This window comes from Geodermatophilus sp. SYSU D01106 (genome assembly GCF_054049995.1).
The window spans coordinates 89,579-110,887 of record NZ_JBJGYM010000003.1; the positions used below are offsets into that span (position 1 = coordinate 89,579).

At 74.7% G+C, this 21,309-nt stretch carries 19 protein-coding genes and 3 tRNA genes; 6 read left to right on the plus strand and 16 right to left on the minus strand.

Going from position 1 to position 21,309, the window contains the following annotated elements; genetic code table 11:
- Positions 1–18: 18 nt before the first annotated feature.
- The 3 genes from cofC to ACI78R_RS04330 are packed head-to-tail and all read left to right on the plus strand — an operon-like array spanning position 19 to position 3,734.
- The gene (gene cofC / locus ACI78R_RS04320) at positions 19–657 is read left to right on the plus strand and encodes a 2-phospho-L-lactate guanylyltransferase (RefSeq protein WP_425432425.1); all 639 of its coding nucleotides are present in this window, start codon (positions 19–21) and stop codon (positions 655–657) included.
- A gap of 52 nt (positions 658–709) precedes the next feature.
- Complete coding sequence (locus ACI78R_RS04325; RefSeq protein ID WP_457039783.1) at positions 710–2,815, plus strand: RNA degradosome polyphosphate kinase; 2,106 nt, start codon at positions 710–712, stop codon at positions 2,813–2,815.
- Positions 2,805–3,734, plus strand: coding sequence for an NUDIX hydrolase (locus ACI78R_RS04330; protein WP_457039784.1), 930 nt, complete (start codon positions 2,805–2,807; stop codon positions 3,732–3,734). The genes ACI78R_RS04325 and ACI78R_RS04330 overlap by 11 nt, the downstream gene beginning before the upstream one ends.
- 22 nt (positions 3,735–3,756) lie before the next feature.
- Here the strand turns inward: ACI78R_RS04330 and leuD are convergent, their stop codons facing one another.
- Positions 3,757–4,365: a 3-isopropylmalate dehydratase small subunit gene (gene leuD, locus ACI78R_RS04335; RefSeq protein ID WP_073421782.1), complete on the minus strand. Its 609-nt coding sequence runs from the start codon at positions 4,363–4,365 to the stop codon at positions 3,757–3,759.
- Between the two features lie 5 nt (positions 4,366–4,370).
- Positions 4,371–5,783 carry a 3-isopropylmalate dehydratase large subunit gene (leuC, locus tag ACI78R_RS04340; RefSeq protein ID WP_457039785.1) on the minus strand — a complete coding sequence of 471 codons (1,413 nt, stop codon included), beginning with the start codon at positions 5,781–5,783 and terminating at the stop codon, positions 4,371–4,373.
- Positions 5,784–5,880: 97 nt separating this feature from the next.
- Here leuC and ACI78R_RS04345 point away from each other — a divergent pair, with 97 nt between their 5' ends.
- Positions 5,881–6,543, plus strand: a complete 663-nt coding sequence (locus ACI78R_RS04345) for an IclR family transcriptional regulator (RefSeq protein WP_457039897.1) — start codon at positions 5,881–5,883, stop codon at positions 6,541–6,543.
- 18 nt (positions 6,544–6,561) lie between these two features.
- Here ACI78R_RS04345 and ACI78R_RS04350 read toward each other — a convergent pair whose 3' ends face one another.
- The 10 genes from ACI78R_RS04350 to ACI78R_RS04395 all read right to left on the minus strand — a co-directional run bounded on the left by ACI78R_RS04350 (position 6,562) and on the right by ACI78R_RS04395 (position 14,935).
- Entirely contained in the window at positions 6,562–6,870 is a 309-nt protein-coding gene (locus tag ACI78R_RS04350) for a hypothetical protein (RefSeq protein ID WP_073421779.1), read from the minus strand.
- Between the two features lie 13 nt (positions 6,871–6,883).
- A complete protein-coding gene (locus tag ACI78R_RS04355) occupies positions 6,884–8,566 on the minus strand; it encodes a sodium:solute symporter family protein (protein ID WP_457039786.1) in 1,683 nt (560 codons plus the stop codon).
- A 23-nt stretch (positions 8,567–8,589) separates the two neighbouring features.
- Positions 8,590–9,756, minus strand: a complete 1,167-nt coding sequence (galK, locus tag ACI78R_RS04360) for a galactokinase (protein WP_457039787.1) — start codon at positions 9,754–9,756, stop codon at positions 8,590–8,592.
- A complete protein-coding gene (gene galT / locus ACI78R_RS04365; RefSeq protein ID WP_457039788.1) occupies positions 9,753–10,844 on the minus strand; it encodes a galactose-1-phosphate uridylyltransferase in 1,092 nt (363 codons plus the stop codon). The genes galK and galT overlap by 4 nt, the downstream gene beginning before the upstream one ends.
- A 134-nt stretch (positions 10,845–10,978) precedes the next feature.
- Positions 10,979–11,051 (minus strand) — tRNA-Glu (locus ACI78R_RS04370).
- Between the two features lie 98 nt (positions 11,052–11,149).
- Positions 11,150–11,222, minus strand: a tRNA-Glu gene (locus tag ACI78R_RS04375).
- Between the two features lie 50 nt (positions 11,223–11,272).
- Positions 11,273–11,344, minus strand: a tRNA-Gln gene (locus tag ACI78R_RS04380).
- A gap of 62 nt (positions 11,345–11,406) precedes the next feature.
- A complete protein-coding gene (locus ACI78R_RS04385) occupies positions 11,407–12,654 on the minus strand; it encodes a CPBP family intramembrane glutamic endopeptidase (protein WP_457039789.1) in 1,248 nt (415 codons plus the stop codon).
- Complete coding sequence (gltX, locus tag ACI78R_RS04390) at positions 12,654–14,126, minus strand: glutamate--tRNA ligase (RefSeq protein ID WP_457039790.1); 1,473 nt, start codon at positions 14,124–14,126, stop codon at positions 12,654–12,656. Before gltX ends, ACI78R_RS04385 begins: the two co-directional genes overlap by 1 nt.
- A complete protein-coding gene (locus ACI78R_RS04395) occupies positions 14,123–14,935 on the minus strand; it encodes a fumarylacetoacetate hydrolase family protein (RefSeq protein WP_073421774.1) in 813 nt (270 codons plus the stop codon). The genes gltX and ACI78R_RS04395 overlap by 4 nt, the downstream gene beginning before the upstream one ends.
- 55 nt (positions 14,936–14,990) lie before the next feature.
- Here ACI78R_RS04395 and ACI78R_RS04400 point away from each other — a divergent pair, with 55 nt between their 5' ends.
- Together ACI78R_RS04400 and ACI78R_RS04405 are read left to right on the plus strand one after the other, a co-directional pair.
- Complete coding sequence (locus ACI78R_RS04400) at positions 14,991–15,371, plus strand: VOC family protein (protein WP_073421773.1); 381 nt, start codon at positions 14,991–14,993, stop codon at positions 15,369–15,371.
- Positions 15,372–15,393: 22 nt separating this feature from the next.
- Positions 15,394–15,723 carry a putative quinol monooxygenase gene (locus ACI78R_RS04405; protein WP_073421772.1) on the plus strand — a complete coding sequence of 110 codons (330 nt, stop codon included), beginning with the start codon at positions 15,394–15,396 and terminating at the stop codon, positions 15,721–15,723.
- 57 nt (positions 15,724–15,780) lie between these two features.
- On the opposite strand, the gene ACI78R_RS04410 is transcribed toward ACI78R_RS04405, so the two are convergent.
- The 4 genes from ACI78R_RS04410 to serA form a co-directional block, all read right to left on the minus strand.
- A complete protein-coding gene (locus ACI78R_RS04410; protein ID WP_457039791.1) occupies positions 15,781–16,692 on the minus strand; it encodes a DUF559 domain-containing protein in 912 nt (303 codons plus the stop codon).
- A 137-nt stretch (positions 16,693–16,829) separates the two neighbouring features.
- A complete protein-coding gene (cimA, locus tag ACI78R_RS04415; RefSeq protein ID WP_454552418.1) occupies positions 16,830–18,425 on the minus strand; it encodes a citramalate synthase in 1,596 nt (531 codons plus the stop codon).
- 177 nt (positions 18,426–18,602) lie between these two features.
- Positions 18,603–19,625: a 3-isopropylmalate dehydrogenase gene (locus ACI78R_RS04420; protein ID WP_073421770.1), complete on the minus strand. Its 1,023-nt coding sequence runs from the start codon at positions 19,623–19,625 to the stop codon at positions 18,603–18,605.
- Between the two features lie 15 nt (positions 19,626–19,640).
- Positions 19,641–21,242, minus strand: a complete 1,602-nt coding sequence (serA, locus tag ACI78R_RS04425) for a phosphoglycerate dehydrogenase (protein WP_457039792.1) — start codon at positions 21,240–21,242, stop codon at positions 19,641–19,643.
- Between the last annotated feature and the right edge of the window lie 67 nt (positions 21,243–21,309).

A 21,309-nucleotide genomic window follows, 5' to 3' on the forward strand; every position in this document is an offset into this window, starting at 1 on the left:
TGTGCTCACATGGGCGGTGTGCGGTGGTCCCTGGTCGTCCCGGCGAAGCGGCTGGGCGCGGCCAAGACCCGCCTGGCGCCGCTGACCGGCGGCGGCCGCGGCGACCGGCCCGACCTGCACGCGAGCCTGGTGCTGGCGCTGCTGGCCGACACCGTCGCCGCCGCGCGCGCCTGCCCCGCGGTGGCTGCCGTCGTGGTGGTCACCGACGACGAGCGGGCCGCGGCCACCGTGCGCGCCCTCGGCGCCCGCACCGTGGCCGACGAGCCCGACCGCGGGCTCAACCCGGCGCTGGCGCACGGCGCCCGGGCGACCGGGGCGGCGGCGGTGGCCGCGCTGTCGTCGGACCTGCCGGCGCTGCGGCCGGCCGAGCTCGCCGCCGCGCTCGACGCCGCCGCGGCGGTCCCCCGCGGGTTCGTCGCCGACGCCGCGGGCACCGGCACCACGCTGCTCACCGCCTCGGGCGTGCCGCTGGACCCGCACTTCGGCAGCGGCTCGGCCGCCGCCCACACCGCCGCGGGTGCGCTGGCGCTGACCGGCGACTGGCCGGGGCTGCGCCGCGACGTCGACACCCCCGCCGACCTGCGCGAGGCCACCGGCCTCGGGCTCGGGCCGGCCACCGCGGCGCTGCTGCCCCGGCTGCCGCGGCCGGCGGCCTGAGGCCCCCGGGCGCGGTCCCTCGCCGTTCACCTGCGTGGGGCACGATGACCGGGTGGCTGCCGAGACGACACCCGTGGTGACCGGGCCGGAGACCCCCGCCCCCGCCGACGGGTCGACCGCCCTGCCCGCCGACCGCTTCCTCAACCGGGAGCTGTCCTGGCTGGACTTCAACGCGCGGGTGCTCGAGCTGGCCGAGGACGAGTCGATGCCGCTGCTCGAGCGGGTCAAGTTCCTGGCGATCTTCGCCGGCAACCTCGACGAGTTCTACATGGTGCGCATCGCCGGGCTGAAGCGCCGGCTGAGCACCGGCCTGACCGTCCGCTCCCCCGACGGGCTGACCATCCGCGAGCAGCTGGCCCGGGTCACGGCGCGGACGCAGGAGCTGGTGCACCGGCACGCCGTCGTCTTCGAGCAGGACGTGACGCCGCGGCTGGAGGCCGAGGGCATCCGGATCGTGCACTGGGAGGACCTGGCCGAGTCCGAGAGCCGGCGGCTGCGCGAGTACTTCCGCGACCAGGTGTTCCCCGTGCTCACCCCGCTGGCGGTCGACCCGGCGCACCCGTTCCCCTACATCAGCGGCCTGTCGCTCAACCTCGCCGTCTCGGTGCGCGACCCCGAGACCGGTGCGCCACGGTTCGCCCGGCTCAAGGTGCCGAACAACGTGCCGCGCTTCGTGCCGGTGGGACCGGACGACGAGGCGACGTTCCTGCCGCTCGAGGACCTCATCGCCGCCCACCTGGCGCTGCTGTTCCCCGGCCTCGAGGTGATCGACCACCACCTGTTCCGGGTCACCCGCAACGCCGACCTCGAGGTGGAGGAGGACCGCGACGAGGACCTGCTGCAGGCCCTCGAGCGCGAGCTCGCCCGCCGCCGGTTCGGCCCCGCGGTCCGGCTCGAGGTCCACAGCACGATGGACCCGCAGATCCTGGCGGTCCTCGTCTCCGAGCTCGAGGTCGACCCCCAGGACGTGGTCACCGTGCCCGGGCTGCTCGACCTCGCCTCCCTGTGGGCGCTGTACGACATCGACCGCCCGGAGCTCAAGGACGAGCCGTTCGTGCCGGCCACCCACCCGCGGCTGTCCGAGGGCGAGACGCCCATGAGTGTGTTCGCCACGCTGCGCGAGGGCGACGTGCTGGTCCACCACCCGTACCACTCGTTCGCCACGAGCGTGCAGCGCTTCATCGAGCAGGCCGCGGCCGACCCGCACGTGCTGGCGATCAAGCAGACGCTGTACCGCACGTCGGGTGACTCCCCGATCGTCACCGCGCTCATCGAGGCGGCCGAGGCGGGCAAGCAGGTCGTCGTCCTCGTCGAGGTCAAGGCGCGCTTCGACGAGGAGGCCAACATCACCTGGGCCCGGTCCCTGGAGCGCGCCGGCTGCCACGTCGTCTACGGCCTCGTGGGGCTCAAGACGCACTGCAAGACGGCGCTGGTGGTGCGCCGGGAGAACGGCGTCATCCGCCGCTACGCGCACATCGGGACGGGCAACTACAACCCGAAGACGGCGCGGCTGTACGAGGACCTCGGCATCCTCACGGCCGATCCGCGGGTGGGCGCCGACCTCACCGACCTGTTCAACGTGCTGACCGGCTACTCGCGGCAGACGTCCTACCGGCAGCTCATGGTGGCGCCGCAGGGCATCCGCGCCGGGTTGCTGGAGAAGATCCGCCGCGAGGCCCGGCACGCCGCGGAGGGGCGACCCTCGGGCATCCGGATCAAGGTGAACTCCCTGGTCGACGAGCGGCTCATCGACGCGCTGTACGAGGCGTCGCGGGCCGGGGTGCCGGTCGAGCTGTTCATCCGCGGCATCTGCGCGCTGCGCCCCGGCGTGCCCGGGCTGTCGGAGAACGTCCGCGCCCGCTCGATCGTGGGCCGCTTCCTCGAGCACTCGCGCGTCATGGCGTTCGTCAACGGCGGCGACGAGGAGTGGTGGATCGGCAGCTCCGACCTCATGCACCGCAACCTCGACCGGCGCGTGGAGGTGCTGCTGCGCGTCTGCGACGACACCGCGCAGCGGCAGCTGCAGGGCATGTTCGACGCCGCGATGGCGCCGGGCGTGCGCTGCTGGGAGCTCGGCCCCGACGGCGCGTGGGTCCGCGGCGGCGAGCGCGACTACCAGGCCGGCCTCATGCGGGCGGTGACCGAGCATGCCGGCTGAGCGCACCCGCGCGGTCGTCGCGGCGGCCGGCGGCGTGGTCTGGCGCCCGGCCGACGGCGGCGGCATCGAGACCGTCGTCGTCCACCGGCCGCGCTACGACGACTGGTCGCTGCCCAAGGGCAAGCTCGACGCCGGTGAGAGCGCGCTGACCGCCGCCGTCCGGGAGGTCTGCGAGGAGACCGGGCTGCAGGTGGTTGCCGGGCGGCGCAGCGTGCGCACGCACTACGAGGTCGCCGCCGGCCCCAAGCACGTCGACTACTGGCTCATGCGGGCCGTGGGCGGGGAGGACTTCACGCCCAACGACGAGGTCGACGAGCTGCGCTGGCTGCCGGTCGAGGACGCCTCCCGGCTGGTCACCCACGCGCACGACCGCGCCGTGCTGGCGGACCTCGCGCGCGAGGACGTCCCGCGGGCGCCGTCGCTCCTGCTGGTGCGCCACGCCAAGGCCGGCAGCCGCCGCGACTGGGACGGCCCCGACGAGGAGCGGCCGCTGGAGAGCCAGGGCCGCCGGCAGGCCGCGCAGCTCGCCGCGGTGCTGCCGCTGTTCGGGCCGCGGGAGCTGCACACCGCCGACCGGGTGCGCTGCCGGCAGACGCTGGAGCCACTGGCCGCCGCGACCGGGCTGGAGCTGCACACGCTGCACGCCCTCGGCGAGGAGGAGTACGCCGCCGACCCGCGGGCCGGGCTCGACGCCGTCGAGGCGATGCTCGCGCCGTCGCCCGAGCCCGGGGTGCGGGTGGTGTGCAGCCAGGGCGGGGCGATCCCGTCGGTGCTCATGAGCCTCGGGGTGCGCTTCGAGAGCACCCGCCTGCACCCGCCCGCGGCCAAGGGCAGCGTGTGGGCGCTCGGCGGGCGCCCGGGCGCGCTGCTCGCCGACTACTACCGCGAGTTCGACCCGGACGCCGACGCCCCCCGCTGAGGAGGCGCCGGCGCCGGGGACGTCACCCGGCCGGGAGCGCCGGGAGCGCCTTCGGCAGCCACGCGGGGCGGCGGTCCTCGAAGGCCTCGATGTCGCCGAGGTGCCGCTCGGTGAGCCCGACGTCGTCGAGGCCCTCCAGCAGCCGCCAGCGGGTGTACTCGTCGACCTCGAACGGCACGGTGGTGTCGCCGTAGGAGACCGTCCGCGCCCCCAGGTCGACCGTCACCGGGGTGGCCGGGTCGGCCTCGACGGCCTGCCACAGCGCCTCGACGTCGGCCTGCGGCAGGACGACGGTGAGCAGCCCCGACTTGGTCGAGTTGTTCTTGAAGATGTCGGCGAACCGCGAGCTGATGACCACGCGGAAGCCGCCGTCGAGCAGCGCCCAGCAGGCGTGCTCGCGGGAGGAGCCGGTGCCGAAGTCCGGGCCGGCGACCAGGACCGTCGCGTCGGCGTACTGCGGCTGGTTGAGCACGAAGTCGGGCTCGTTGGTGCGCCAGGCGACGAACAGGCCGTCCTCGAAGCCGGTGCGGGTGATCCGCTTGAGGTACTCGGCCGGGATGATCTGGTCGGTGTCGACGGCGCTGCGCCGCAGCGGGGCCGCCGTGCCGGTGTGCGTGGTGAAGGGCTGCATCGGACTCAGACTCCAGCCATCTCGAGGTCGGCGGGGGCGGTCAGCCGCCCGGTGAGCGCGGTCGCGGCGGCGACGGACGGCGACACCAGGTGGGTGCGCCCGCCCTTGCCCTGCCGGCCCTGGAAGTTGCGGTTGCTGGTCGACGCCGACCGCTCCCCCGGCTTGAGCTGGTCGGGGTTCATGCCCAGGCACATGGAGCACCCGGCGCCCCGCCACTCGGCGCCGGCCTCGGTGAACACCCGGTCCAGGCCCTCGGCCTCGGCCTGCTGCTTGACGCCGATCGACCCGGGGACGACGAGCATCCGGGTGTTCGCGTCGATCCGCTTGCCCCGCAGCAGCTCGGCGGCGGTGCGCAGGTCCTCGATGCGGCCGTTGGTGCACGAGCCGAGGAAGACGGTGTCCACCTCGATCTCGCGCAGCGGCGTGCCCGGGGTCAGGCCCATGTAGGCCAGCGCCTGCTCGGCGGCGCGCCGCTCGTTGTCGTCGGCGAGGTCGGCCGGGTCGGGCACCCGCCCGGTGATCGGCAGGCCCTGGCCGGGGTTGGTGCCCCAGGTGACGAACGGCGCGAGCTCGGCGGCGTCGAGGACGACCTCGGTGTCGAAGGCGGCGCCCTCGTCGGTGTGCAGCGTCCGCCAGTACTCGACGGCGGCGTCCCAGTCGGCGCCCTGCGGGGCGTGCGGCCGGCCCTGCAGGTAGGCGAAGGTCGTCTCGTCGGGGGCGATCATCCCGGCGCGGGCGCCGGCCTCGATCGACATGTTGCAGATCGTCATGCGGGCCTCCATCGACAGCGCCCGGATGGCGCTGCCGCGGTACTCGATGACGTGCCCGGCGGCGCCGTTGGTGCCGATCCGCGCGATGACGGCGAGGATCACGTCCTTCGCCGAGACGCCCTCGGGCAGCTCGCCCTCGACGGTGACCGCCATCTGCTTCGGCCGGTACTGCGGCAGCGTCTGGGTGGCCAGCACGTGCTCGACCTCGCTGGTGCCGATGCCGAAGGCCAGCGCGCCGAAGGCGCCGTGGGTGGAGGTGTGGCTGTCGCCGCAGACGATCGTCAGGCCGGGCTGGGTGAGACCCAGCTGCGGGCCGATGACGTGCACGATGCCCTGGTCGCGGTCGCCCATCGGGGCCAGCCGGATGCCGAACTCGGCGGCGTTGCGGCGCAGCGCCTCGACCTGCGCCCGGCTCACCGGGTCGGCGATCGGGGCGAGGACGTCGAGCGTCGGGACGTTGTGGTCCTCGGTGGCCATGGTGAGGTCGGGCCGGCGCACCGGGCGGCCGGCCGCGCGCAGGCCGTCGAACGCCTGGGGGCTGGTGACCTCGTGCACGAGGTGCAGGTCGATGTAGAGCAGGTCCGGCTCGCCCGCGGTGCTGCGCACCACGTGGGCGTCGTAGACCTTCTCCGCCAGGGTCTTCGGCACGTTCCCTCCAGGTCCCACCGAGCGCACATCCCATTGCGTGGGATGAGAGTATCGCTGTGTGGGACAGCCTAACCCCGTCGCCGTGTTGGACAAAGCAGTGGCCATCCTCCGCGCCGTGGCGCACGAGCCGGCCACCCTCGCCGACCTCGTGGAGCGCGCCGCGCTCCCCCGCGCCACCGCGCACCGGCTGGCCGTCGCCCTGGAGGGCCACCGCCTGCTGCGCCGCACGCCGGCGGGCGCCTGGGCGCCCGGCCCGGCGCTGGCCGAGCTCAGCCACGGCAGCGTCGACCTCGCCCAGGTGGCCGGCCGGCACCTCGTCGCCCTCCGCGACGCGAGCGGCGAGAGCGCGCAGTTCTACGTCCGCGAGGGCGGCTCGCGCGTCTGCGTCGCCGCCGCCGAGCGGACCTCGGGCCTGCGCGACACCGTCCCGGTGGGCGCCCGGCTGCCCATGACGGCGGGCTCGGCGGCGCACGCGCTGCTGGCGTTCGCGCCCGCCGAGGAGGTCACCCCGCTGCTGCCGAGCGCCAGCTTCACCGCCCGCACGCTGCTCGACGTCCGCCGGCGCGGGTGGGCGCACAGCGTGGCCGAGCGCGAGGCCGGCGTCGCCTCCCTGTCCGCGCCGGTGCGCGACCCCGCGGGCGCCGTCCTGGGCGCGGTCTCGATCTCCGGGCCGGTCGAGCGGCTCGGCCGCCGGCCGAGCCCCGAGGTGGTCGGCGCGGTCCTGGAGACGGCCGCCGCCATCGCCCGCGCCGCGAGCTGACCGGCGGGCCGGACCCGGCTAGTGCGCCGCGGTCCGGCCGCTGCCGTCGTCCTCGGGGTCCTGCCGGCCGGCCGGCTCCTCGACGACGACCGGCCGCAGCCGCGACCACAGCAGGAAGACCAGGGCGAACACCAGCATCGCGATGCCGGCCCAGAGGTTGGCGTTGGTGTCGCCGGTCTTCTCCTGCTCGGCCGGGGTGTTGCCGAACAGCCCCATGAGGACGAGCACGACGCCGTAGAACCCGATCAGCGCCGCGATGACGTTGCGGACGTCGAACGCGCCCGCCGAGTGCTTCGACCCGCCGGCGCGGGTGGTGCTGCTGCTCATGACCGCACTCCTGTCAGCGGAAGATCACGTTGAGGACGATGACCATGACCAGCGCGATGCCGGCCAGCTTGGTCGGCGACTGGTACCAGGGCAGCCGGTGGGCGTCCGGGTCGGTGCGCTGCTCCTTGGGCGTCTCGGAGTAGACGAGCCCGGCGAGCTGGGCGACCGGCTTGGGCGCGGTGACCATGCTGACGGCGATGCTCACGACGATGTCGACGACGAACGCCGCGCTCGCCGCGACGAAGCTCGCGCCCTGGCCGCCCAGCGGCAGCACGCCCAGCGACGCCGCCCCGAAGGCGTCCTCGCTGAGGAACGCCACCGCGACCGCGGCCAGCGTGCCCGACACCAGGCCCATCCAGCCCGCGGTCGGCGTCATCCGCTTCCAGAACATGCCGAGGATGAACGTGGCGAACAGCGGGGCGTTGAAGAAGCCGAACAGCGTCTGCAGGTAGTCCATCAGGTTGCTGTAGCCCGAGGCGATGATCGCCGTCCCGATCGCCACCACGGTGGCGCCGACGGTCGCCCAGCGGCCCACCGCCAGGTAGTAGGAGTCGGGCCGGTCCTTCTTCACGTACTGCTGCCACAGGTCGTAGCTGAAGACGGTGTTGAAGGCGGAGATGTTGGCCGCCATGCCGGCCATGAACGCCGCGAGCAGGCCGGCGAGCGCGACGCCGAGCAGGCCGTTGGGCAGGGTGTCGCGGATCAGCAGGAGCAGCGCGTTGTTGTAGTCGAAGTCGGGGTCGGCGTTGGCCCGCGCGGCGGCGACGTCGTCGACCAGGACCGTCGCGATGATGCCCGGGATGACCACGATGAACGGGATGAACATCTTCGGGAAGGCGCCGATGATCGGCGTGCTGCGCGCGGCGGACATCGACTTGGTCGCCATGGCCCGCTGGACCTCGACGAAGTTCGTCGTCCAGTAGCCGAAGGACAGCACGAAGCCCAGGCCGAAGACGATGCCGATGACCGACAGCACCGGGCTGCCGATGCCCGACAGCTCGGTGGCCGGCCACGAGGTGAGCTCCTCGCCGCGGCCGGCGCCGCGGACCTCGTCGATGAGCCCGCCGACGCCGCCGACACGGTGCAGGCCGATGAGGGTCAGCGGCAGCAGCGCCGCGACGATCACGAAGAACTGCAGGACCTCGTTGTAGATCGCGGCCGACAGCCCGCCGAGGGTGATGTAGCTGAGGACCACGGCCGCGGCCACGATCAGCGACACCCACAGCGGCCAGCCGAGCAGCGCGTTGACGATGGTGGCCAGCAGGAACAGGTTGATGCCGGCGATGAGGATCTGGGCGACGGCGAAGCTCAGCGCGTTGACCAGGTGGGCGCCGGTGCCGAACCGGCGGCGCATGAACTCGGGGACGCTGCGGACCTTCGACCCGTAGTAGAAGGGCATCATCACCACGCCGAGGAACAGCATGGCCGGGACCGCGCCGATCCAGAAGTAGTGCATGGTGCTCATGCCGTACTGGGCGCCGTTGGCCGACATGCCGACGATCTCGACGGCGCCCAGGTTGGCGGAGATGAACGCCAGGCCGGTCACCCACGCGGGCAGCGACCGGCCGGACAGGAAGAAGTCCAGGCTGTCGGACACCCGCCGCCGCGCGGCGAGTCCGATCAGCAGCACGACGGCGAAGTAGGCGGCCACCAGCAGGTAGTCGACGAACCCGGCGTCCAGTCTCAGATCGCCCACTCAGGCCTCCACTCGGTTGTGCGTCACCTCAGCCGCCGGGCCCCCGCTGCGGGGACCACGACGTAGGAACGGGGGGCGCCGGCGCGCTCGGCGACGGCGGCGGACACGGCCTCGACGGCGCCGGCGTCGACCAGGGCGACGGCGCTGCCGCCGAAGCCGCCGCCGACCATCCGGGCGCCGTACGCGCCGGCGGCCAGCACGGCCTCGACGACGGCGTCGAGCTCGGGCACCGACACCTCGAAGTCGTCCCGCAGCGAGGCGTGCCCGGCGGTGAGCACCGGGCCGGTCTCCCGCGGGTCGGCGCCGGCGCGCAGCAGGTCGACCACCTCGGCCACGCGGGCGTCCTCGGTGACCACGTGCCGCGCCCGGCGCAGCAGCACCGCGCCCTCGTCGGTGCCGTCGTCGAGGGCGGCCAGCGCGTCGGTGCCGGGCAGGTCGCACAGGTACTCGACGCCGAGGCGGCGCGCGGCCTCCTCGCACTGCCGCCGGCGCTCGCCGTAACCGCTCTCGGCGTGGCTGTGCGTGGTGCCCGAGTCGACGACGAGCAGCGCCAGCCCGGCGGCCTCGAGGTCGAGCGGCACCTGGTCCCAGGAGCGGTCGCGGGTGTCGAGGTGCAGCGCGTGACCGGCGGTGCACAGCACCGAGGCGGACTGGTCGAGGATGCCGGTGGGGGCGCCGACGAAGTCGTTCTCGGCCCGGCGGGCGACGTCGACCAGGTCGTCGGGGCCCCAGTCGAGGCCGAGCAGGTCGCGCACGGCGAGCGCCGCGGCGCACTCCAGCGCCGCCGACGACGACAGCCCCGCGCCGGCCGGCACGTCGCCGTCGACGAGCAGCGACAGCCCGCCGGCGGCCGCCTCGCGCACCTGCTCCACGATCCCGGCCGGGTAGCCGGCCCAGCCGCCGGGGGTGCCGGGCGTGAGGTCGGCGACCGCGACGTCGGCGTCCTCGCCGGGGTGCTGCGCGGAGACGAGGACCAGCCGGCCGTCGTCGCGGCGGGCGGCCGCGGCGCGGACGGTGTGCGGCAGGGCGACCGGGAGCACCGAGCCGCCGTTGTAGTCGGTGTGCTCGCCGATGACGTTCACCCGGCCGGGCGCGGCCCACACGCCCTCGGGCGCGGCGCCGAAGCGCTCGGCGAAGGCCGCCGCGGCGGCGCCGGCCGCGGCCGCGTCGTCGGCCGGTGCGTCGCTCACGGGACGACCACCGCCCGCAGCTGCTCGGCGACGTCCTCGGGGTTGGTGTCGGTGATGAACGCGCCCATGCCCGACTCGGAGCCCGCCAGGTACTTGAGCTTCCCGGGCGCGCGGCGCAGCGAGAACAGCTGCAGGTGCAGCCACCAGTCCTCGCGGCCCTCCCGCACCGGCGCCTGGTTCCAGGAGGCGATGTAGGGCATCGGGGTGTCGAAGCGGTGCGCGAACCGGCCGAGCACGTCGAGGTAGATCGCGGCCAGGTCGTCGCGCTGGGCGTCGTGGAGGGCCGGCAGGTCGGGCACCCGGCGGGTCGGGAACAGCTGTACCTCGTAGGGCCACCGCGCCGCGGCGGGCACGAACGCGACCCAGGAGTCGTTGGCGGCCACCACGCGCGGGCCGGTGCGCTCGGCCTCGACGACCTCGGCGAACAGGTCGCCGCCGGTGGTCTCGCGGTGCCGGCGCACCGAGGCGAGCACCCGCTCCACGCGCGGGGTCACGAACGGGTAGGCGTAGATCTGCCCGTGGGGGTGCGAGAGCGTCACCCCGATCTCCTCGCCCGAGTTCTCGAAGCAGAACACCTGCTCGACGCCGTCGATCGCCGACAGCTCCGCCGTCCGCTCGGCCCAGACGTCGACCACCAGCCGGGCGCGGTCGCGGCCGAGGCCGGCGAAGTGCTGGTCGTGGTCGCTGGTGAACAGCACCACCTCGCAGCGCCCGAAGCCGGGGCGCAGCTCGGCGAACGGGGCGCCGGGGGCGGTGGGCGGCACGTCGGTGTCGACCCCGGTGGCCAGCGACGGGAAGCGGTTCTCGAAGACGACGACCTGGTAGTCGCTGTCGGGCACCTCGCTGGGCCGGCCGGGCCGGGAGGGACACAGCGGGCACTGGTCCGCCGGCGGCAGGAAGGTGCGTGTCTGCCGGTGCGCCGCGACGACGACCCACTCGCCGAGCAGCGCGTCGTGGCGCAGCTGCGACCGGGTGCTGACCGGCGGGAGGTCCCGCGTGTCCTCGGCGTCGTGGGCGGCGGTGCTGCCGTCGGCGTCGAAGTAGAGGATCTCCCGGCCGTCCGCCAGCCGGCGAGTCGTCCGGTTCACCGTTGCCGCGCCTCCGTTCCCGGCCCGAGGAGGGGCCCCGGGAACGCTACGTCCGCTGGCGATCATGGGCCACTCGGGGGGTCCGGGAACGCAGCAGGGCCCCCGGCCGGGGAGCCGGGGGCCCTGCTGTGGTGTAGCCCCGAAGGGATTCGAACCCTCGCTACCGCCGTGAGAGGGCGGCGTCCTGGGCCGCTAGACGACGGGGCCGGACGAGCACGATTCTGCCACACCACGGCGCCCGCCCCGTGGCAGGGGCCCGGGAACGGCGAGAGCCCCCGGTCCGGGGACCGGGGGCTCTCGGTGCGTAGCCCCGAAGGGATTCGAACCCTCGCTACCGCCGTGAGAGGGCGGCGTCCTGGGCCGCTAGACGACGGGGCCGTGCGGTGGTGCTGGTCGTGCTGTGGTGCTGAGGAGGTGGTGCTTCCTCGCTGGGGTACCAGGACTCGAACCTAGACTAACGGAGCCAGAATCCGTCGGGCTGCCAATTACCCCATACCCCAAGGTCTTGGCCGGCACCTCGCGGCGCCGGGGTAAACGATACCCGACGTCCCCGCGGGACGTGTCACCACCCCCCGGCCCGCGGGTCGCGGGCGGGGGCGCGCAGGTCGAGGGCGGGGGTGAGCACCTCCGGGCGGAGCCGCCGGCGGGAGGTCGCCACCAGCGCCACGTAGGCGCCCATGGCCACCAGCGAGACCGCCAGCGACAGCAGCCCGATGCCGGCGGGGAGCTCCTGGGTGGCCACGCCGTCGCCGAGCGAGCCGGCCAGCAGGAAGACCAGCACGTTGTTGACCGCGTGCAGCACGATCGCCGCCTCCAGCCCGCCGGTCAGCCACACGACCGCCGAGGCGGCCAGGCCGAAGGCGAACCGGTCGAGGAAGGTGGCGACGTCGCCGGGCGCGTGCGCCAGCGAGAACAGCGCCGCGGTCAGCACCGCCGCCGTCAGCGCCCCCGCCCGCGGGTCGCGGACCCAGCCGGCCACCGCCTGGCTCAGGTAGCCGCGGAACACGTACTCCTCGGCCGCCGACTGCAGCGGCGTGGTGAGCACCACGACGAGCAGCAGCCAGAGCAGGTCGTCGACCGGCCCGGTGGCCTCGGCGTCGCCGAACGCGAAGCCGAGCACGACCGACAGGGCGATCCCGACGCCGAGGGTGGCCAGCGCCTGCAGCGTGTACGGGGCGAACAGCCGCCAGCGCAGCCGCGCCAGCACCGACGACGACCAGCCCGGGCGCATCCCGTGCGCGACGGCCCACAGCAGCCAGACGATCGGGATCGCGACGATCAGCGAGAGGTTGGTCACGAGCAGCACGCCGGGGTCGACCAGGTCGAGCAGCGCGAGGTCGGGCTCGATGCCGGTGAGCAGCACCAGCAGCACGACGACGAACGCGGCCACCGAGTAGGCGACGACGAACAGCAGCAGGCCCAGCAGCGGCCGCCACCACGCCCAGTCCCGCGAGCGCATGGCCCGCAGGAAGGGCACCGGCTCGTCGTGCGGCGGGGTGCCCGGCGGCGGCGCCAGCCGGAGCCCCGGCGGCAGCGGCCCCGGCCCGAACGCGCCGGGCGGGTACGCGCCGTGCGGCACCGGCACCGGCACCGGCAGCGGCCCCGGGCCGGCCGGCCCGTGCGGGCCCGGGGGCAGGGGCACCGGGCCGAGCGGCCACGGCACCGGGCCGGCGGGCGCGCCGGCCCAGTGCGGGGCATCCGCGCCGAGGAGCCCGGGCACCCGCGGCGGCGCCGCGTAGGGCCCGGTGGGCGGCGGGCCGGTGTACGGCTCGTCTGCGGCCCAGGGCGCCGGGCCCTCGGGGGCGGTCATCAGCGCGAGGTCAGCTCGCGGGCGGCCTCGAGGCGACGCACCGTCCGCTCCCGGCCGAGCAGCTCGATCGACTCGTAGAGCGGCGGGGACACCGTGCGGCCGCTGAGCGCCACCCGCACCGGCCCGAACGCCTGGCGCGGCTTGCGGCCCAGCCCCTCGACGAGGGCGTCCTTGAGCGCCTGCTCGATCGCCGGCGTGCTCCACCCGGGCAGGTCGCGCAGCGCGGCGGCCGCGGCGGCGAGCACCTCGCCGTCCTCGGGCCGCAGGTTCTTCGCCGCGGCGGCGGGGTCGACCTCGACGTCCTCGGTGAACAGGAAGCCGAGCAGCCCGACGACGTCGGACAGCACGACCGTGCGCTCCTGGGCCATCGGCGCGATGGCCCGCAGCACCCGCTCCTGCTCGGCCGTGGGCGGGTCGGCGACCAGCCCGGCGCCGGCGAGGACCGGCAGCACCGCGGCGACGTAGTCGTCGGCGGGCAGCGCCCGCACGTGCTGGGCGTTGATCGCCTCGGCCTTCTTGACGTCGAAGCGTGCGGGGTTGGCGCTCACCCGCGTGACGTCGAAGGCCGCGGTCATCTCGGCCATCGAGAACACGTCGCGGTCCTCGGCGATCGACCAGCCCAGCAGCGCCAGGTAGTTGGCGAAGCCCTCGGGCAGGAAGCCGCGCTCGCGGTAGACGTCGACGTTGGACGTGGGGTCGCGCTTCGACAGCTTCTTGTTGCCCTCGCCGGTGACGTAGGGCAGGTGGCCGAAGCGCGGCGTGCCGGCGGCGACCCCGACGTCCTGCAGCGCGGCGTAGAGCGCGAGCTGGCGGGGCGTGGAGGGCAGCAGGTCCTCGCCGCGGAGCACGTCGGTGATGCCCATCAGGGCGTCGTCGACGGGGTTGACGAAGGGGTACAGCGGCGCGCCGTTGGCCCGGACGACGACGAAGTCGGGCACCGAGCCGGCGGCGAAGCGCACCTCGCCGCGCACGAGGTCGGTCCAGGCGAGGTCCTCGTCGGGCATCCGCAGCCGCAGCACCGGCTCGCGGCCCTCGGCGCGGAAGGCGGCCTTCTGCGCGTCGGTGAGGAACCGGTCGGCGTTGTCGTAGCCGAGCTTGGGGTCCTGCCCGGCGGCCAGGCGCCGCGCCTCGACCTCCTCGTTGGTGGAGAAGGACTCGTAGAGGTGCCCGGCCTCGAGCAGCTTCCCGGCGACCTCGCGGTAGACCTCCGAGCGCTCGGACTGCCGGTAGGGGCCGTGCGGCCCGCCGACCTCGGGGCCCTCGTCCCAGTCCAGGCCGAGCCAGCGCAGGCTGTCGAGCAGGTGCCGGTAGGACTCCTCGGAGTCGCGGGCGGCGTCGGTGTCCTCGATGCGGAAGACGAACGCGCCGCCGGTGTGCCGCGCGTGCGCCCAGTTGAACAGTGCGGTGCGCAGCAGGCCGACGTGCACCATGCCCGTCGGCGAGGGGCAGAAGCGGGTGCGGACGCCCGTCATCGCGCGCCGCCCGCCGTGGAGGCGGTGTCGGCGCCGCTGACGCCGTTGGTCAGCGAGCCCAGGCCCTCGATCGCGCACTCGACGCGCTGGCCGGGCCGGATCGGGCCGACGCCCGCCGGGGTGCCGGTGAGCACGACGTCGCCGGGCAGCAGCGTCATGACCTGCGAGATGTAGGAGACCAGCGTGGGGACGTCGAACAGCAGCTGGCTGGTGCGCCCGGCCTGGCGCCGCTCGCCGTCGACGGTGCAGGTGATCTCGAGGTCGGCCGGGTCCTTGCCCAGGCCGCGCAGGTCGGTCTCGATCCACGGGCCGAGCGGGCAGAACGAGTCGAAGCCCTTGGCGCGGGTCCACTGCCCGTCGGCCTTCTGCATGTCCCGCTCGGTGACGTCGTTGCCGATGGTGTAGCCGAAGACGCTGCCCGGGACCTGCTCCGGGGTGAGGTTGCGGGCGCCGCGGGCGCCGATGACGACGGCGAGCTCGACCTCGTGGTGCACGTTGGTGCTGCCGGCCGGGATGCGGATGGCGTCGCCGGGGCCGATGACCGACGTCGAGGGCTTGAGGAACAGCAGCGGGCGCTCGGGGGCGTCGCCGGTGTTCATCTCCTTGACGTGGTCGGCGTAGTTCTTGCCGACGCAGACGACCTTGCTCGGCAGGATCGGCGAGAGCAGCCGGACGTCGGCCTGGGCGAAGCGCTGGCCGGTGAAGGAGATGGTGCCGAACGGGTGGCCCTCGATCTGGGCGACCTGGCCGTCGCCGTCGAGGACTCCGAAGGACATGCCCGAGGGCGAGGCGAAGCGGACGATGCGCACGAGGTCGAGGCTACTGACCCCGCGCGGGCCCGCCGCCCGCCCTACGGTGACCGGTGTGGCCTGCCGCCTGAGCGAGATCGTCGTCGACAGCCGGGACCCCGAGGCGCTCGCCGCCTGGTGGGCGCAGGTGCTCGGCTACCGGGTGCTCGGGCGCGACGAGGACGGCGCCGTGGAGATCGGCCCGGAGGCCGGCTTCGGTGGCCCGGCGCCCACGCTGGTCTTCACCCCGGTGGAGCACTGGGAGCCCGCGAAGCCGCGCCTGCACCTCGACGTCAACGCCACCGACCGCGACCAGGACGCCGAGCTGCAGCGGCTGCTCGGCCTCGGGGCCACGCGCGCCGACGTCGGCCAGACCGGCGAGGAGTCCTGGCACGTGCTCGCCGACCCGGAGGGCAACCCGTTCTGCCTGCTGAGCCGCCGTCTCGACCCGCTGTGACCCCCGACCCGAGGAGAGTCCCGTGATCCTGATCGTCATCAAGTTCCCCGTCCGGCCGGACAGGATCGACGAGTTCCGGGCCAAGGCCGACGAGTACGCCGCGGCGGTGAACGCCGAGGAGGGCAGCCTGTTCTTCGAGTGGTCGCGCAGCGTGCTCGACCCGAACACCTTCGTCTGCATCGAGGGCTTCCGGGACTCCGACGCCGGCGCCTCGCACGTGGCCACCCCGCACGCGAAGGCCGCCTTCGACTGGATGTCGGACCTCGTGGCCGAGCAGCCGCAGATCATCTACGTCGACGAACCGTCGGTGCCCGGCTTCGGCCCGATGGGCGAGGTCCAGCCCCGCACCTGATCCGCCGGCGGGCGACAGCGTGCGCGGAGGTGCACTGCGAGACCCGGTCGCTGCACCTCAGCGCACGCTGTCGCCACCCAGCAGCCGCCGCCGGGCCCGGTACACCGCGAGGACGTCGCGCCGGCACTCGTCGGGCGCTGTCGTGAGCCGGCGGTAGCCGTACCGCAGGGTCTGCCAGCCGGCGGTCGCGACGAGCGAGTCGCGGCGGATGTCGGACTCGCGCTGGTCCCTCGAGCCGTGCCAGGCGGCACCGTCCATCTCGACCGCGAGCTGCGCGTCGTCGTAGGCGGCGTCCAGGAAGAAGGTCTCGCCGCGCACCGCGAGCCGGCGCTGCTGCGTGAACGGCGGCATGCCCGGCGCGCGCAGCACCCGCAGGCAGCCCCAGATCTCCAGCTCGCTGCGGCAGCCGTCTGCCAGCAGGCCGACCAGCGCCGCGAGCTCGGCCCGCCCTCGCAGCCGGGTGCTCCGCTCCAGCTCGTACGCCAGGTCGGCGGGCCGACAGAGCCGCTGCCGGACGGCGGTGATCGCGGCGGCGCGGACGTCGGTGCGCGTCGGCGGGCCGGCGCCCCAGGCGTCGACGACGGCCCGCTCGACCGACGTCACCGGCAAGCCGCCCGCCCGGCGCCGGTCGGCGACCGCCGCCGCGTTCCGGTGCACCACCACGCCGGCCGGCCCGCGCGCGCTGCGGCCGTCCGCGACCGTCACGTGCACCGGGCCGGGCGGCGGCGGGAGGAGCTGCCACAGCGCCAGCGCCGTCCCGTGGCTGGCGACGGCGCCGCGACCGGCCAGCGCCGCGGCCACCCGCACCCGCCACCGCTGCGCCGCCACCGGGGTGGCCAGCACGCCGGGCGCGAGCCGGACCAGCCGGCCGCGGGTGACCCAGGTGGAGAGGGTCCGTGCGCTGACGTGCCGGAGCAGCTCCGCGCGGGTGGCCCAGCCCGCGGGGCCGACGACGAGGTCCACGTCCATGCCCGCGACCCTGCGGGCCGGACGCGCGGGCGGACGATCCACCGCCCGATCTGTGGACGGACGGCGACACCGTGCGCCGAGGTGCGGGCAGGGCCTCCGGGACCGCACCTCAGCGCACGCTGTCGGGCCGGGGAGGCCTAGCGGCAGTGGACGGCGTAGGTGAGCGCGTCGACCAGCGCGTGCCAGGAGGCCTCGACGATGTTGTCGTGGACGCCGACGGTGGTCCACTCCCCCACGCCGTCGGTGCTGTCGACCAGCACCCGCGTGGTGGCGCTCGTGCCGCCCTTCCAGCCGAGGATGCGCACCTTGTAGTCGGCCAGCGAGACGTCGGCGAGGCCGGGGTGGCGGCCGACCAGCGCCTGGCGCAGCGCGTTGTCCAGCGCGTTGACCGGGCCGTTGCCCTCGGCGGTGCTGATGACCCGCTCGGAGCTGCCGTCGTCGTTGGGCAGGTGCACCTTCACCGTCGCCTCGCTGACGACCACGCCGTTGCCCCAGTGCTCGACCGTCGTCCGGTAGCTCTCCAGCCGGAACAGCGGCGCCGGCGCCCCGGGCAGCTGCGAGCGCAGCAGCAGCTCGAAGGAGGCGTCGGCCGCCTCGAACGACCAGCCGTCGGCCTCCAGCACCTTCACCCGGTCGACGACGCGGCCCACGACCTCGGCGTGCCCGTCGAGGTCGACGCCGAGCTCGCGGCCCTTGAGCTCGACCGACGCCCGGCCGGCCATCTCGGTGACCAGGATGCGCATGTCGTTGCCGACGACGGCCGGGTCGAGGTGGTTGTAGAGCTCGGGGCTGACCTTGATGGCGCTGGCGTGCAGGCCGGCCTTGTGCGCGAACGCCGACGCCCCGACGAAGGGCTGGTGGTCGTCGGGCGCGATGTTGGCGAGCTCGGCGATCGCGTGGCTGACCCGCTGCAGCTCGGCCAGGCACTCCGCGGGCACCACGGGCAGCCCCATCTTGGTCACCAGGTTGGCGACCAGCGCGAACGTGTCGGCGTTGCCCGCCCGCTCGCCGTAGCCGTTGGCGGTGCCCTGGACGTGCGTCACGCCGGCCTCGACGGCGGCCAGCGAGTTGGCGACCGCGCAGCCGGTGTCGTCCTGGCAGTGGATGCCCAGCCGCCCCTCGACCCGCGAGCGCACGTCGGCCACGACCCGGCCCACGCCCATCGGCAGCATGCCGCCGTTGGTGTCGCACAGGACGCCGACCTCCGCGCCCGCGCCGAACGCCGCCCGCAGCACCGCGACGCCGTAGTCCGGGTCGGCGGCGTACCCGTCGAAGAAGTGCTCGCAGTCGACGAACACGCGCCGGCCGTGCGCGACGAGGTGGGCCACGGTGTCGGCGACCATCGCGAGGTTCTCCTCGAGCGTGGTGCGCAGCGCGTCGCGGACGTGCCGGACGTCGGACTTCGCGACCAGGCAGACCACCGGCGTCTCGGCGTCGAGCAGGGCCCTCACCTGCGGGTCGTCCTCCACCCGGACGCCGGCCTTGCGGGTGGCGCCGAACGCCACGAGCACCGCGTGCCGCAGCTTGAGCTCGGTGCGCGCGCGGGCGAAGAACTCGGTGTCCTTGGGCAGCGCCCCCGGCCAGCCGCCCTCGATGTAGCCGACGCCGATCTCGTCGAGCAGCCGCGCGACGGCGAGCTTGTCCGCGACGGAGAAGCTGATCCCCTCGCGCTGGGCGCCGTCGCGGAGCGTCGTGTCGAAGACGTGCAGGTCGGTGCCGAGGTCGGTGGCCACGGGCTCTCCCGGGGGTTCGACGCCGATCAGGCCCCTCACACGAAGAAGACCCCCCGGGAACGGGAGGTCGGCGCGCGGTCGGGGGTGCTGACCGCGCGCTAGACGATGATGAGGGTGGTGCCGGGGACGTGCATCGCCGCGGAGTCTAACCCCGCGGCGACGCGCCGCTCAGCCCCGTCAGCCTCCCGCGAGGGCGGCGAGCCGGTCGCCGACCTCCGCGGTGCGCACCTGGGCGCGCGGGTCGCGGGTGGACAGGTCGAAGGCGACGGCGGCGTTCACCTTGCGGGCGAGGTCGGCGTGGCCGAGGTGGTCGAGCAGCAGGCCCACCGACAGCACGGTCGCCGTCGGGTCGGCGATGCCCTGCCCGGCGATGTCGGGCGCGGAGCCGTGCACCGGCTCGAACATCGACGGGTTGGTGCCGGAGGCGTCGAGGTTGCCGCTGGCGGCGAGGCCGATGCCGCCGGTGACCGCGGCGGCGACGTCGGTGACGATGTCGCCGAAGAGGTTGTCGGTGACGATGACGTCGTAGCGGCCCGGGTCGGTGATGAAGAACATCGACGCGGCGTCGACGTGCTGGTAGGCGACGGTGACCTCGGGGAACTCGGCGGCCACCTCCTCGACGGTCCGCGACCACAGCGACCCGGCGTGGGTGAGCACGTTGGTCTTGTGGATGAGCGTGAGGTGCCGGCGCGGCCGGGCCGTGGCCCGCTCGAAGGCGTAGCGGACCACCCGCTCGACGCCGAACGCGGTGTTGAGGCTGACCTCGGTGGCCACCTCGTGCGGGGTGTCGCGGCGCAGGACGCCGCCGTTGCCGACGTAGGGGCCCTCGGTGCCCTCGCGCACGCACAGCATGTCGATCTCGCCGGGCTCGGCGAGCGGGCTGCGGACGCCGTCGTAGAGCTTGGCCGGCCGCAGGTTGACGTGGTGGTCGAGCTCGAAGCGCAGCCGGAGCAGCAGCCCGCGCTCGAGGATGCCCGGCGGCACGCTGGGGTCGCCGATGGCGCCGAGCAGGATCGCGTCGTGCCCGCGCAGCTCGTCGAGCACGCTGTCGGGCAGCAGCTCGCCGGTGCGCTGCCAGCGGGCGGCGCCCAGGTCGTAGGGCGTCGTCTCGAGGCCGGGGGCGACCGCCCCGAGGACCTTGAGGCCCTCGGAGACGACCTCCGGGCCGATGCCGTCTCCCGCGATCACAGCCAGGCGCATGGCGAGGACCCTAGGTCAGCGGGGGTCGAGGTCGGCGGAGCGGGCCTCGCGCGCTCCGATGCGGCCGGCGATCCCGGCGAGCAGCTCGGGGGCGACCGGGCTGTCGACGACGACGGCCATGAGCGCCTCGCCGCCGCGCGTGGTGCGGCTGACCTGGGCACCGGCGATGTTGACCCCGGCCTCCCCCAGCGCCGCGCCGACGGCGCCGACGACGCCGGGCCGGTCGGTGTAGAGGAAGAACAGCAGGTGCCCGGACAGGTCGAGGTCCATGTCGAAGCCGTCGACCTCGACCAGCTTGGGCACCTGGTTCTTGCCGAACAGGGTGCCGGAGACGCACACCTCGCGGCCGTCGGCCATCGCGCCGCGCACCCGGACGAGGTTGCGGTAGTCGGGGCTCTCGACGTCGCTGGTCAGGCCCACCTCCAGGCCGCGCTGCCCGGCCAGCAGCGGCGCGTTGACGTAGGTGACCTGCTCCTCGACGACGTCGGCGAAGACGCCCTTGAGCACGGCCAGCTGCAGCACCGAGTCGTCGAACTCGGCGAGCTTGCCGCGCACGTCGACGGTGAGGGACTGCGCGAGCCCGCCGGCGACGGCGGTGAACACGGTGCCCAGCCGCTCGGCCAGCGGCAGGCCGGGACGCACGTCCTCGGCGACGACGCCGCCGGCCTGCACGTTGACCGCGTCGGGCACGAACTCGCCCTGCAGCGCCAGGCGGACCGAGTGGGCGACGGCGGTGCCGGCCTTGTCCTGCGCCTCCGTGGTGGAGGCCCCCAGGTGCGGGGTGACGACGGTGTTGGGCAGGCCGAACAGCGGGCTGTCGGTGGTGGGCTCGGTGGCGAAGACGTCGAGCCCGGCGGCGGCGACCTGGCCCGAGCGCAGGGCGTCGGCGAGCGCCGCCTCGTCGACCAGCCCGCCGCGGGCGGCGTTGACCACGATCACGCCGCGCTTGGTGGTGGCCAGCTCCGCGGCACCGATGAGCCCGAGGGTCTCCGGCGTCCTCGGCAGGTGGACGGTGATGAAGTCGGCCTCGCGGAGCAGCTCCTCCAGCGACACCATGCGGACGCCGAGCTGCGCGGCACGGCCGGGCTGGATGTAGGGGTCGTAGGCGATCAGCGTGGTGCCGAAGGCGGCCAGCCGCTGCGCGACGAGCTGGCCGATGCGGCCCAGCCCCACGACGCCGACGACCTTCCCGGTGACCTCGACGCCCATGAACCGCGACCGCGCCCACCGGCCCTCGCGCAGCGACGCGTCGGCGGCCGGGATCTGCCGGGCGGCGGCCAGCAGCAGGGCGACGGCGTGCTCGGCGGCGCTGACGATGTTCGACGTCGGGGCGTTGACCACCAGGACGCCGCGCTCGGTGGCCGCGGCGACGTCGACGTTGTCCAGGCCGATGCCGGCGCGGGCCACGACCTTCAGCCCGGGGGCGGCGGCGAGGGCCTCGGCGTCGATGCGCGTGGCGCTGCGGACCAGCACCGCGGCCGCGTCGGCGAGGGCCGGGAGCAGGGCCGCGCGGTCGGCGCCGTCGACGTGGCGGATCTCCACGTCGGTGCCGAGCACCTCCAGGACGCTCGGCGCCAGCTGCTCGGCGATGAGGACGACGGGCGCGCTCCGGTTCACGGGGGTAGAGCCTAGGGACGCGCAGGTCACGGGCACCGGCACGGGCGGGGTCACGGGGCGGGCACGG